Below are 11954 nucleotides of genomic sequence, written 5' to 3'. Positions count from 1 at the left end.
TTCGGACATGACGCCCACAGAGGACGAGAAGCGGGGCCACAGCGCGCCCCTGGACGAGCGGATCACCGGCGCGCTGGTGGGAGCCGCCGTCGGCGACGCGCTCGGCGGCCCCGTCGAGGGATACTCCCCCGAGCAGATCACCGAACGCCACGGTGGCCGCGTCCACGGTGTCGTCGGCCCCTGGAACGGCGACGCCTGGCGCACCGCCCGGCCCATCGCCCCGTACCACAAGGGCGACGGACACGTCACCGACGACACCCTCATGACGCACGCCCTGGTCCGGGTGTACGCGCGGGTCCGGGACCATCTGGACGCCCATGCCGTCGCCGACCACCTGGTGCCGGACCTGATGGGCACCCCGCGCTGGATCCCGGAACTGGAGGCGGAGGCGCTCCCGCTCCAGCGGATCTTCCTCGCGGAGAAGTGGCTGGTGACCCGGATCCACTACGGCCACGTCGACCCGCGCGAGGCGGGCTCCGGCAACATCGTCAACTGCGGTGCCGCGATGTACATGGCCCCCGTCGGCCTGGTCAACGCGGCCAACCCGGCGGGCGCGTACGCCGAGGCGCTGGACGTCGCGGGGGCCCACCAGTGGTCGTACGGCCGGGAGGCGGCGGGGGTGCTCGCCGCGGCCGTGGCGGCGGCGTGCGCGCCGGGGGCGAGTGCGGACTCGGTCGTCGACGCGTGCCTGTCGCTGGCGAAGGACGGCACCCGCGAGGCGATCGAACGGGTCTGCGAAGAGGCGTCCCGGCACCCGGACTTCGAGTCCGCGCTGCGCCCGTTGCGGGAGGCGGTGGCCCCGTACGACACCGTGGGCCCCGACTACCGCTCCCCCTCGCTGGGCGCCCGCCGGCCGTCCCGGCTGCACGCCGTCGAGGAACTCCCCGTCGCGCTGGGCATGGTGGTGGTGGCCCGCGGCGACTTCCGGCAGGCGGTGCTGGGCGCGGTCAACTACGGCCGGGACTGCGACTCCATCGCCACGATGGCCGGGGCGGTGACCGGCGCCCTCGGCTCACCGGTCCCCGAGGACTGGGCGAAGACCGTGGCGGACGCCAGCCGTCTCGACCTCTGGGCACCCGCGGCCGCGCTGACCGCGGTGACCTGCGAGGTCTTCGCACGCGACGTGTCCCGACGCCGGGCGCACGAACAGGCGTTCGCCGAGTTGGGAGGCCCGGCGTGCTCCGACTGACCTGGGTCCAGCCGGAGGACCTGATCGGCCACGAGCTGCGCCAGGCGGCCCAGGACGGCAGGGCGCCCTCGGCCGTCGCGGCCCGCTGGCGCGCGGCGGGCGGCCCCGAGGCCCCGCTCCGCGCCGGCGCCTCCCCGCGCCCGGCCTCCCGCTACCTCAGGCTGCTGGCCGGGGACCTCCTGGACGAACTGGCCGACCTGCCCAGCGGCCTGGCGGACGACGAGCCGACGGACCTCGCCGCGATCAAGTCCCTGTGCCCCGACTGGCCCTCCCCCGCCGGCACCCGTCCACCGGCCCCCGGCCACGCCGACGCCGACCACACCGACGCGGACCACCGCCGTACCGGCCGCCTCGAAGCCGCCTGGCTCGGCCGGGCCGTCGGCTGCCTGCTCGGCAAGCCCGTGGAGAAGCTCCCCCTCGACGGCATCCGCCTGCTCGCCCGGGCCACCGGGAACTGGCCCCTGAACGGCTACTTCACCGCCCGCGGAGTCCCCGGGGAACTGGCCGCCCGGTACCCCTGGAACCGTCGTTCCGCGGCCACGTCCCTCGCCGAGAACATCGACGGCATGCCCGAGGACGACGACCTCGACTACCCGCTCCTCAACCTGCTGCTGCTCCAGCGGTACGGCAGGAACTTCACCACCGCGGACGTGGCCCGGCTCTGGCTGGACGAACTCCCGGCGGGCCGCGCCTTCACCGCCGAACGCATCGCCTACCGCAACCTCCTGAGCGGCCTGGAGCCCCCGCGCACTGCCCGGCACCGCAATCCGTTCCGCGAGTGGATCGGCGCCCTGATCCGCGCCGACGTGCACGGCTGGACCAACCCGGGGGACCCGGCGGGCGCGGCGGAACAGGCCCATCGCGACGCGATCCTCACCCACACCGCCAACGGCGTCTACGCCGCGATGTTCGCCGCGGCCGCCATCGCCACCGCCGCCGCGGAACCGGGCGCCACCGGCAGCGGCAGCGGCCAGGACGTCCATGCCTGTCTGCGGGCCGGTCTCGCCGTCGTACCGCCCCGCTCCCGGCTCGCCCGCGCCGTGCGCCACGCCGTGCGACTGGCGCACGAGCACGACGACTTCGCGGACGTCGTCGACGCGATCCACGCCCGGCACGCGGACGTCCACTGGGTGCACGCCGTGCCCAACACCGCGCTGATCGCCGCCGCCCTCACCCACGCGGACGGCGACTTCACCGGCGCGATCTGCCGCACCGTCTCGGGGGGACTCGACACGGACTCGGCCGGCGCGACCGTCGGCGGCATCGCCGCCCTCCTCGCCGGCTCCCCCGCCGCGCTCCCCGAACGCTGGACGGCCCCGCTGAAGAACCGGCTGGCCACCTCCGTCGGCACCTTCGACGGCATCGGCTTCGACACCCTGGCCCGTCTGACCCACCTGGAGGCCTCCCGCCCATGACCCGGCCCACCGCCCCCGCCCCCACCGCCGGCCCTCCGCTGACCGGCCTGCGCGTCCTGGACCTCGCCACCCTCTTCGCCGGGCCCCTCGCCGCGACCCTGCTCGGCGACTTCGGCGCCGAGGTCGTCAAGGTCGAGCACCCGAGGAAACCGGACCCCTCCCGCGGCCACGGACCGTCGAAGAACGGCGTGGGGCTGTGGTGGAAGCTGCTCGGCCGCAACAAACGGACCATCACCCTCGATCTGTCCACGGCCGGCGGCCGGGCGACCCTGCTGCGCCTCGCCGGGACCGCCGACGTGATCATCGAGAACTTCCGGCCGGGCACCCTGGAGAAGTGGGACCTGGGCTGGCCCGAACTGTCCGCCGCCAACCCCCGGCTGGTCCTGGCCCGGGTCACCGGATTCGGCCAGTTCGGCCCGTACGCCCATCGCCCCGGCTTCGGCACCCTCGCCGAGGCGATGAGCGGCTTCGCCGCCATCACCGGTGAACCGGACGCGCCCCCGACGCTGCCGCCGTTCGGACTGGCCGACTCCATCGCGGGCCTGACCACGGCGTACGCGGTGCTGACCGCGCTCGCCGGGCGCGAGCGCACCGGCGAGGGCCAGGTCGTCGACATGGCCCTCATCGAACCGATCCTCACCGCGCTCGGCCCGCAGCCGACCTGGTACGACCAGCTGGGCCATGTCCAGCCCCGCACCGGGAACCGCTCCCAGAACAACGCCCCGCGCGGCACCTACCTCACCGCCGACGGCACCTGGGTCGCCGTCTCCACCTCGGCCCAGTCGGTCGCCGAGCGGGTGATGCGGCTGGTGGGACGGCCCGAACTGATCGGCGAACCGTGGTTCGCCACCGGCGCCGGCCGGGCCCGGCACGCGGACACGCTGGACGAGGCCGTGGGCGGATGGATCGCCCGCCGCACCCGCACCGACGTGCTCGCGGCCTTCGAGAAGGCCGAGGCCGCGGTGGCCCCCGTCCAGGACGTACGGGACGTGATGACCGACTCGCAGTACCAGGCCCTGAACACCATCACCACGGTCGACGATCCGGAGCTGGGCCCGCTGCGCATGCAGAACGTCCTCTTCCGGCTCTCCCACACCCCCGGCGCGATCCGCTGGGCGGGCCGCCCGCACGGCGCGGACACCGACGAGGTCCTGACCGAGCTGGGGCTCACCCCGGCCGAGCTGACGGCGCTGCGCGCGGAGGGCGCACTGTGACGGGGACGGTGCCCGGGGCCGTGCCGGAGACACCGGCGAAAGCCCCGCTGACCTGGCTCTACGCCCCCGGTGACCGGCCGCGGGTGGTGGCGAAGGCCCTCGGCTGCGGGGCCGACGTGGTGGTGATCGACCTGGAGGACGCGGTCGCCCCCGACCGCAAGGCGTACGCCCGTGCCGCCACCGCCGAGTTACTGCGCGACCCGCAGCCGCTCCCGGTCCACGTCCGCCTCAACGCCCTGACCGGTCCCTGGGGCGAGGCCGACCTCGCCGCCGTCGCCCCGGCCCCGGGACTGGCCGGCCTCCGGTTGCCCAAGGTGTCCTCCCCCGCCGACGTCACAGGGGCCGCGCGGCGGGCCGTGTCCGCCCGCGGCGGGACGCTCCCCCTGTACGCGCTGCTGGAGACGGCCCTCGGCATCGAACGGGCGCACGCCGTGGCCACCGCCCACCCGTCCCTGCGCGGCATCTCGATCGGCGAGGCGGACCTACGGGCCGACCTGGGCGTACGGGACGACGCGGGCCTCGACTGGTCCCGCTCCCGGGTGGTGGTCGCCGCGCGGGCGGCGGGTCTGGCCCCGCCGACCCAGTCCGTCCACCCGGACACCCGCGACCTGGACGGCCTGCTCGCCTCCTGCGTCCGCGGCCGCGACCTGGGCTTCCTGGGCCGCGCCGCCATCCACCCCCGGCAGCTGCCGGTCATCGAGCGCGCCTATCTGCCGACGGAGCAGGAGGTCGAGCAGGCGGAGCGGATCGTCAAGGCGGCGGTCGGCGAACGGGGCGCCCAGGCCCTTCCCGACGGCTGCTTCATCGACGCGGCGGTGGTGACGGCCGCCCGGTGCGTCCTGTCCCTGGCCCGCCGGACCTGAGGGCCACACACGCCGTGGGGCGCCCGGAGGTCCCGGGCGCCCCACGGCGTCGTTGTCACAGAAGGCCGGCAGGCCGTCAGCTCTTCTTCGCCGACCCGGCCCCGTCCTTGGAGCGGGCGCCCCCGGAATCCGCCTCGGCATCGTCCCCGGCCTCGGCGTCTTCCTTGCCCTTGGCGCTCTTGGCGTTCTTGGCGTTCTTGGCGGCTTCCTCGGCCTTGGCGTCCCCGCCCGCCTCGGTGTCCTCCGTCGGCTCGGCGTCGCCCTTCGCCTCCGGGGAGTCCGCCTTGCCCTTCTCCCCGGTCCCGGTCCCGCCGGAGGCGTCGGCCGCACCGTCAAAGGCGGCAGCCGCGCCCGGTTCCACCACGTCCTCGCGTCCCGGCCGCTTCTTCGCCGACACCACGATGTAGACCACCGCGAGCACGAAGACGATCATCGCGGTCCAGTTGTTCAACCGCAGGCCCAGGATGTCGTGGGCCTCGTCGACGCGCATGTACTCGATCCAGAACCGGCCCGCGCAGTACGCCGCGACGTACAGCGCGAACGCCCGCCCGTGCCCGAGCTTGAAGCGGCGGTCCGCCCAGATGACCAGCAGGGCGACACCGACGCACCACAGCGACTCGTACAGGAACGTCGGGTGGTAGTACCCCGGTACCCGGCCGCCCTCCGTGGACGTGATGTGCAGGGCCCAGGGAAGATCCGTCTCCCGCCCGTAGAGCTCCTGGTTGAACCAGTTGCCCCAGCGTCCGATCGCCTGCGCCAGCGCCAGCCCGGGGGCCACGGCGTCGGCGTACGGCGGCAGGGCGATGCCCCGGCGACGGCAGCCGATCCAGGCGCCCAGGGCGCCCAGGGCGACGGCTCCCCAGATGCCCAGGCCGCCCTCCCAGATCTTGAAGGCGTCGACCCAGTCGCGGCCCTCGCCGAAGTAGAGCTGGTAATCGGTGATGACGTGGTAGAGACGGCCACCGACCAGACCGAACGGGATGGCCCAGAACGCGATGTCCCAGGCGGTGCCCTTCTGACCACCGCGGGCCACCCACCGGCGGTCGACGATCCAGAGGGCGACGAAGAGGCCGACGAGGATACTGAAGGCATAGCCGCGCAGCGGGACGGGGCCCAGGTACAGCACCCCGCTCGACGGGCTGGGAATATAGGCAAGTTCCATGGCAGGGTCGACGCTACCGTGCCGGACCGGTCCCACGTCGGGCGGCCCGGCTACGGCTCCATAACGGGAGGGCGCACCTACCGCCCCTGATCGGTCTTCTGGCCCTGGTCGGCCTTCTCCCCCTGATCGGCCTTCTGGACCATCTCCTTCAGCTTCGCCGGCGTCATCGTCCGGTCCTGGTAGATGTTCTTGTCACCGAGCAGGACGGTCGGGGTGCCCGGGAAACGGCCCTTCTGGAAGGCCTCCTGGGACTTTCCGACCCAGCTGTTGTGCGTACCGTCCTCCACGCAGCTGCGGAAGGCGGGCGTGTCGAGACCGTCCACCTTGCCCGCCAGCTCGAGGAGCTTGCCCTTGTCGGCGAAGGCGTCGTCCGTCTCCTGGGGCTGGTTGTCGAACAGCACGTCGTGGTACTCGGTGAACTTGCCGACGTCCTGGGCGCAGGCGGCCGCGTTGGCGGAGTTGCGGGAGCCGGTGCCGCCCATGTTGCCGTCGATGAGCGTGACCAGGTGGTACTCGATCTTCAGCTGGCCGGACTCGGTCAGCTCATGCAGGGTCGGGCGGTACGCCAGCTCGAAGGACTTGCAGGCGGGGCAGCGGAAGTCCTCCCACACGGTGAGCGTGGACTTGGCGTTCTCCTTGCCGACCGGGATGGCGAGGCTGTCCTTGCCGAGGGCCCCCGAGGGCGCCACCACCGGGCCGGCCTCTTCACTCCCGTCGTCCTTTCCGGCGTTGGCCGCGACGACTCCGATCACTGCCGCGAGCGCCAGGACACAGACCACGCTCGCACCCACGATCAGGGTGCGGCGGCGCCTGTCCACCGTCTTCTGCTTCTCGCGCTCGACCGCCAGCCGCTCCCGGGCGGTGCGCTTTCCCTCACGATTCTTCTCGCTCACACCCCGCAGAACGAACCGGGGAGGCGCACCGCGCCTCCCCGGTCCCAGGTCCACCCGTACGAGGGACCCGTATGACTATCTGCTGACGGCCCTCGGGCGGCCGGCCGCCCATGGTGTCCGGCCCGGGAGGGGCGTGGTCACACCTGTCCGCGGACGCCCTTGGCGAGTTCACCGGCCAGCTCCCGCACCGCCTGGACCCCGGCGGCCGGGTCGGGGGCGTCCAGCATCCGCTTGACGAAGGCGGAGCCGACGATCACACCGTCGGCGAAGCGGGCGACCTCGGCGGCCTGGGCCGCGTCGGAGACGCCGATCCCGACGCACACCGGCAGGTCGGCGCGGCTCGCCCGGGCGCGTGCCACGAGGTCCTCGGCCTGCGTGCCGACCGACTCGCGGGTGCCGGTGACCCCCATGAGGGACGCCGCGTAGACGAAGCCGCTGCCCGCCGCGGTGATCTCGGCGAGCCGCTCGTCCTTGCTGCTGGGCGCGACGACGAAGACGGTGGCGAGCCCGTGCTTGTCGGCGTGTTCCCGCCACAGCGCCGACTCCTGGACGGGCAGGTCGGGCAGGATGCACCCGGCACCGCCCGCCTCGGCGAGTTCGGCGGCGAACCGCTCGACGCCGTAGCGGTCGACGGGGTTCCAGTACGTCATGACGAGGATCGGCTTCCCGGTGGCCCGGTGCGCCTCCCGGACCGTGCGCAGCGCGTCGGCGATCCGGACGCCGCCGCGCAGGGCGATGTCGTCGGCGGTCTGGATGACGGGCCCGTCGAGGACGGGGTCGCTGTGCGGCAGGCCCACCTCCACGACGTCGGCGCCGCCGTCGATGACGGCCTTGACGGCGTCGATGCCGCCGTCGACGGTCGGGAACCCGGCCGGGAGGTAGGCGATGAGGGCGGCCCGGCCCTCGGACCTGGCCGTGGCGAGGGTGTCGCTCAGCAGCTGTACGTTCCCGCTCACTTGGCGTCCCTCTCGATCTCGGCGGCGTCGGCGTCCGCGTCGGCGGCGACGGTCCCGTCCGTGGTGGCGGTGGTGGCGGCGGGGTCCGTGTCGTACAGCCCGAAGTAGCGGGCGGCGGTGTCCATGTCCTTGTCGCCCCGGCCGGACAGGTTGACCACGATCAGCCCGTCCCGGCCGAGCTCCCTGCCGACCTCCAGGGCACCGGCCAGCGCGTGGGCGCTCTCGATCGCCGGGATGATGCCCTCGGTGCGTGACAGCAGCCGCAGCGCCTGCATGGCGGCGTCGTCGGTGACCGCGCGGTACTCGCCGCGGCCGGAGTCCTTGAGGTAGGCGTGCTCGGGTCCGATGCCCGGGTAGTCGAGCCCGGCCGAGATGGAGTACGGCTCGGTGATCTGGCCCTCGTCGTCCTGGAGGACGTAGGAGCGCGAGCCGTGCAGGATGCCGGGCTCGCCCGCGGTGAGGGTGGCCGCGTGCTCGCCGCTCTCGATGCCGCGGCCCGCCGGTTCGCAGCCGATCAGCCGTACCGAGGCGTCCGGGATGAAGGCGTGGAAGAGTCCGATGGCGTTGGAGCCGCCGCCGACGCAGGCGACGGCGGCGTCGGGCAGCCGTCCGGCGCGCTCCAGGAGCTGACGGCGGGTCTCGACGCCGATGACGCGGTGGAAGTCGCGCACCAGGCCGGGGAAGGGGTGGGGTCCGGCGACGGTGCCGAAGAGGTAGTGCGTGGTGTCGACGTTGGCGACCCAGTCGCGGAACGCCTCGTTGATGGCGTCCTTGAGGGTGCGGCTGCCGGACTTCACGGCGATGACCTCGGCGCCGAGCATGCGCATCCGGGCCACGTTGAGGGCCTGGCGCCGGGTGTCGATCTCGCCCATGTAGACGGTGCAGTCGAGGCCGAACAGGGCGCAGGCGGTGGCGGTGGCGACGCCGTGCTGGCCGGCGCCGGTCTCGGCGATGACCCGGGTCTTGCCCATGCGCCGGGTGAGCAGCGCCTGGCCCAGCACGTTGTTGATCTTGTGGGAGCCGGTGTGGTTGAGGTCCTCTCGCTTGAGGAAGACCCGGGCGCCACCGGCGTGTTCGGCGAAGCGCGGCACCTCGGTGAGGGCGCTCGGGCGGCCGGTGTAGTTCATCAGCAGGTCGTCGAGTTCGCGGGCGAACTCGGGGTCGGTCTTGGCCTTGTCGTACTCGACGGCGACCTCGTCCACGGCGGCGACGAGCGCCTCCGGGATGAACTTGCCGCCGAACGCTCCGAAGTAGCCTTCGGCGCTGGGGGTGCGACCCTCCGGGTCGGGGATGAAGAACTGGCTGGACATGCGGAAACCTCACGGTGAGCGTTGTTCTCGGTCACTGATCGCCGTGGGGGCGGGAGTGTCAGGCCCCTGCGGGCCGTGGGCGGCTCGTCGCGTCCGCGCGCCGCAGCCGCACGTGTTCGGACACGGTCCCGCGCCCCTGGAAGGGGCGCTGCCATCGCATGCCGTTGACCTGTCCCGGCTCGTCCCCGATCACGTACCGGACCCGGCGCCCGTGGACCCGGCGCGCGGGCGCGCGGCAGCCGCGCGGGCGGCAGCCACGGGCGAGGCGCGCGTACGGGTCCCTGGCGGTCAGGGTGATCGGGAGTGGCATCGGGTGCAAGCCTACCGGGGCGTCAGCTGCGGCCGTGCCGCAGCGCCGGGTGCTCGCCCGCCGCCACCAGGTCGGCGACCGCCGTCTTCGGGTCGCGGCCGGTGACCAGGGACTCGCCGACCAGGACGGCGTCGGCGCCGGCGTTGGCGTAGGCGATCAGGTCGTGCGGGCCTCGGACGCCGGACTCGGCGACCTTGACGAGGTGGTCCGGGAGCTCGGGGGCGATCCGCTCGAAGGTGCCGCGGTCGACCTCGAGGGTCTTGAGGTTGCGCGCGTTGATGCCGATGACCTTGGCTCCCGCGTCGATCGCGCGCTCGGCCTCCTCCTCGTCGTGCGCCTCGACGAGCGGGGTGAGTCCGATGGACTCGGCGCGCTCGATCAGCGACTCCAGGGCCGGCTGGTCGAGGGCGGCGACGATGAGCAGCGCGAGGTCGGCGCCGTGCGCCCGCGCCTCCCAGAGCTGGTACGAGGTGACGATGAAGTCCTTGCGCAGGACGGGGATGTCCACACGCGCGCGGACCGCCTCCAGGTCGGCCAGCGAGCCGCCGAAGCGGCGCTGTTCGGTGAGGACGGAGATGACGGCCGCGCCGCCCGCCTCGTAGTCGGCGGCGAGTCCGGCCGGGTCGGCGATCGCGGCGAGCGCGCCCTTGGACGGGCTGGAGCGCTTGACCTCGCAGATCACCTTGACGCCCTCGCCCCGCAGGGCGGCCACGCCGTCCTTGGCCGCGGGAGCCTTGGCCACGCGCTCCTTGAGCTCGTCGAGGCTCACCCGCGCCTGACGCTCCGCGAGGTCGGCACGGACTCCGTCGATGATCTCGTCGAGCACACTCACGCGAGAGGCCCCCTTCCAGACGGTCCGTCTTCAGTGCGTTCGTTTCCGTCCCGGGGTGTCCCCGCCCTCACGGTCGGGTCGCCGGACGAAACCGGTGGTCATTGCGATGGTATCCGTAGTGGGGCATACCCCTCGCATCCGCAGGGCGGCGGTCCCACTGGCTGGACGTCCAGCCGTTGATCAAGGGTGCAGCCAGCCGCCGAACGGCAGGTTCCGGACCACCGTGAAGACCAGCACCAGCGCCCCCAGGGACCACAGGAGCGCGGAGGGGGGGTCGATGCGCAGGGGCTTGCCGCGCGCCGCGCGGGCCACCCATACGGTCCAGAGCACGGCGAGGGCCGCGTAGCCGAGGACGGCGGGCGCGTTGGCCTGGAGGGCCGCCAGGAGGTCGCCGTGGACGACGGCGTGGGCGCTGCGCAGCCCGCCGCAGCCGGGGCAGTACAGGCCGGTGAGGCGCAGCAGCGGGCAGGCGGGGTAGTGGCCGGGTTCGTTGGGGTCCACCGCTCCGACGTAGGCGAAGGCTCCGGCGACGGCGGCGAGCGCCCCGGCGGGCAGGGCCAGGCGTGCGGCCCTGCCGCGAGGCGCTCGGGGCACGCGGGGGGTGGTGCCGGGCGTGCCGGGCGTGCCGGGCGTGTGGGGGCTGACGGCGTTCACAGGGAGCATTGTGCCCCGCGCACACGGGGCAGGGACGGTCACGGCACCCGGGTGCCGACCGCCCCTGTTCCGGAGTGCTCCCGGCGTTCAGCTCTCGGCGCGGACCGGCTCGCGGTCGCCGCCGGCCTGGTTCAGGGGGTGGACGTGCTGCGGCTTGCCCATACCCATCTTGCTCATGATCCCGCCGACGGCCCCGCCGAGCAGCGCGATGCCGATGCCCGCCCAGAAGCCGACCGGCGAGCTCACCACCATGAACAGGCTCGCGACGCAGAAACCGATGAAGGCGATGATGACACCGGTCCAGGCGGCCGGGGTGTGACCGTGGCTGCTGCCCGCCATTGCTTGCTCCTCGTTGCTGTGTACTTGTCTGAGCAGGACGCTCGGACTCATTGTCCCGCACCCGCGCGCGTGCCGTCAGCGGGGGTGCTCCTCCGCGCGGCGCACCCGTCCTCCGGCACGCGGCCGGGCCGCGGTGCGGCCCGGTTCAGGTCCCGGTCGGGTCCTCCCCGCGGTCGAGGGCCTTCCACAGTTCCTCGGGCCGGTCGGGATCGACGGCGGCCGCGCGGCGTGGCCGGGCGGCGTCGCCGCGCTCGTAGCGGCCGGACATCGCGGGCCACAGCCTGCCGTGGCGCAGGGCGAGCGCGCCGGCCAGCAGGAGCAGCAGTCCGCCCACGGCCGCGACGTAGGGCCAGGCCGTGTGGCTGAGGGCCGCCACCGTGGCGGAGGTGTCGCCGGAGACCTCGGCGGCCTTGTCGTCGAGCGCGGAGCTGTCGGAGGCGCCGAGCAGGGCGGCCGTGACGATGCCCGCGCCGGACAGGGCGAGCAGCGCGGCGACGGCGAGGCGGCCGGTCCGCCGGACGGCGAAGACGGCGACCAGCGCGGCCAGACCCACCACGGCGAGGGAAGCGGGGACGCCGGTGACGTCACTGCCGTTGGCGGTCAGGGGGAAGGCGCCGCCGGCCACCGTGGCGGTGCCCTGGGACCACTGCTGCCGGGTGGCGAGCAGGGTCACGGCCGCGCCCAGGGCCCCGCACAGCAGGGCGACGGCGAGACTGAGGCGGCCGGCGCGGGCGGGACCGGCGGCCTCAGAACGAGGGGGAGGTACAGCAGTCACGTACTCCACTATCGCGTGACCCGTGCGCTGGCCGTCACCCGG

At 73.9% G+C, this 11954-nt stretch carries 13 protein-coding genes; 4 read left to right on the top strand and 9 right to left on the bottom strand.

Annotation, left to right across the window (positions count from 1 at the left end):
* Positions 1-7 precede the first annotated feature (7 nt).
* The 4 genes from PYS65_RS27295 to PYS65_RS27280 are packed head-to-tail and all read left to right on the top strand — an operon-like array spanning position 8 to position 4681.
* A complete protein-coding gene (locus PYS65_RS27295) occupies positions 8-1189 on the top strand; it encodes an ADP-ribosylglycohydrolase family protein (protein WP_279336590.1) in 1182 nt (393 codons plus the stop codon).
* On the top strand, positions 1177-2604 hold the full coding sequence (locus tag PYS65_RS27290) for an ADP-ribosylglycohydrolase family protein (protein WP_279336589.1): 1428 nt from the start codon (positions 1177-1179) through the stop codon (positions 2602-2604). The genes PYS65_RS27295 and PYS65_RS27290 overlap by 13 nt, the downstream gene beginning before the upstream one ends.
* Complete coding sequence (locus PYS65_RS27285) at positions 2601-3818, top strand: CaiB/BaiF CoA transferase family protein (RefSeq protein WP_279336588.1); 1218 nt, start codon at positions 2601-2603, stop codon at positions 3816-3818. The genes PYS65_RS27290 and PYS65_RS27285 overlap by 4 nt, the downstream gene beginning before the upstream one ends.
* Positions 3819-3838: 20 nt before the next feature.
* On the top strand, positions 3839-4681 hold the full coding sequence (locus PYS65_RS27280; RefSeq protein ID WP_279336587.1) for an HpcH/HpaI aldolase/citrate lyase family protein: 843 nt from the start codon (positions 3839-3841) through the stop codon (positions 4679-4681).
* Positions 4682-4757: 76 nt separating this feature from the next.
* On the opposite strand, the gene lgt is transcribed toward PYS65_RS27280, so the two are convergent.
* The 9 genes from lgt to PYS65_RS27235 form a co-directional block, all read right to left on the bottom strand.
* Entirely contained in the window at positions 4758-5843 is a 1086-nt protein-coding gene (gene lgt / locus PYS65_RS27275; RefSeq protein WP_279336586.1) for a prolipoprotein diacylglyceryl transferase, read from the bottom strand.
* A gap of 77 nt (positions 5844-5920) precedes the next feature.
* The gene (locus PYS65_RS27270) at positions 5921-6736 is read right to left on the bottom strand and encodes a DsbA family protein (RefSeq protein ID WP_279336585.1); all 816 of its coding nucleotides are present in this window, start codon (positions 6734-6736) and stop codon (positions 5921-5923) included.
* A gap of 137 nt (positions 6737-6873) precedes the next feature.
* Complete coding sequence (gene trpA / locus PYS65_RS27265) at positions 6874-7692, bottom strand: tryptophan synthase subunit alpha (protein WP_279336584.1); 819 nt, start codon at positions 7690-7692, stop codon at positions 6874-6876.
* Complete coding sequence (gene trpB, locus PYS65_RS27260) at positions 7689-9002, bottom strand: tryptophan synthase subunit beta (RefSeq protein ID WP_279336583.1); 1314 nt, start codon at positions 9000-9002, stop codon at positions 7689-7691. The genes trpA and trpB overlap by 4 nt, the downstream gene beginning before the upstream one ends.
* Positions 9003-9060: 58 nt before the next feature.
* Positions 9061-9312: a tryptophan biosynthesis modulator TrpM gene (gene trpM, locus PYS65_RS27255; RefSeq protein ID WP_279336582.1), complete on the bottom strand. Its 252-nt coding sequence runs from the start codon at positions 9310-9312 to the stop codon at positions 9061-9063.
* A gap of 22 nt (positions 9313-9334) precedes the next feature.
* The gene (trpC, locus tag PYS65_RS27250; RefSeq protein ID WP_279336581.1) at positions 9335-10144 is read right to left on the bottom strand and encodes an indole-3-glycerol phosphate synthase TrpC; all 810 of its coding nucleotides are present in this window, start codon (positions 10142-10144) and stop codon (positions 9335-9337) included.
* 180 nt (positions 10145-10324) lie between these two features.
* Complete coding sequence (locus PYS65_RS27245) at positions 10325-10807, bottom strand: DUF2752 domain-containing protein (protein WP_388701776.1); 483 nt, start codon at positions 10805-10807, stop codon at positions 10325-10327.
* A gap of 78 nt (positions 10808-10885) precedes the next feature.
* Positions 10886-11137 (bottom strand): HGxxPAAW family protein, encoded by a 252-nt coding sequence (locus PYS65_RS27240; RefSeq protein ID WP_279336580.1) that lies wholly within the window; start codon positions 11135-11137, stop codon positions 10886-10888.
* Between the two features lie 145 nt (positions 11138-11282).
* Entirely contained in the window at positions 11283-11921 is a 639-nt protein-coding gene (locus PYS65_RS27235; protein WP_279336579.1) for a TIGR02234 family membrane protein, read from the bottom strand.
* Positions 11922-11954 lie beyond the last annotated feature (33 nt).

The organism is Streptomyces cathayae (genome assembly GCF_029760955.1).
In the GTDB taxonomy this organism is placed as follows: domain Bacteria; phylum Actinomycetota; class Actinomycetes; order Streptomycetales; family Streptomycetaceae; genus Streptomyces; species Streptomyces cathayae.
Note: the sequence above shows the minus strand (reverse complement) of the source record. Positions and strands in the feature narration are given on the sequence as shown.

Excerpts from the sequence above, each read along its gene's own strand:
- PYS65_RS27295 (WP_279336590.1), top strand. The coding sequence starts at position 8 with ATGACGCCCACAGAGGACGAGAAGCGGGGCCACAGCGCGCCCCTGGAC.
- PYS65_RS27285 (WP_279336588.1), top strand. The coding sequence starts at position 2,601 with ATGACCCGGCCCACCGCCCCCGCCCCCACCGCCGGCCCTCCGCTGACC.
- lgt (WP_279336586.1), bottom strand. The coding sequence starts at position 5,843 with ATGGAACTTGCCTATATTCCCAGCCCGTCGAGCGGGGTGCTGTACCTG.
- trpB (WP_279336583.1), bottom strand. The coding sequence starts at position 9,002 with ATGTCCAGCCAGTTCTTCATCCCCGACCCGGAGGGTCGCACCCCCAGC.
- trpM (WP_279336582.1), bottom strand. The coding sequence starts at position 9,312 with ATGCCACTCCCGATCACCCTGACCGCCAGGGACCCGTACGCGCGCCTC.
- PYS65_RS27245 (WP_388701776.1), bottom strand. The coding sequence starts at position 10,807 with ATGCTCCCTGTGAACGCCGTCAGCCCCCACACGCCCGGCACGCCCGGC.
- PYS65_RS27240 (WP_279336580.1), bottom strand. The coding sequence starts at position 11,137 with ATGGCGGGCAGCAGCCACGGTCACACCCCGGCCGCCTGGACCGGTGTC.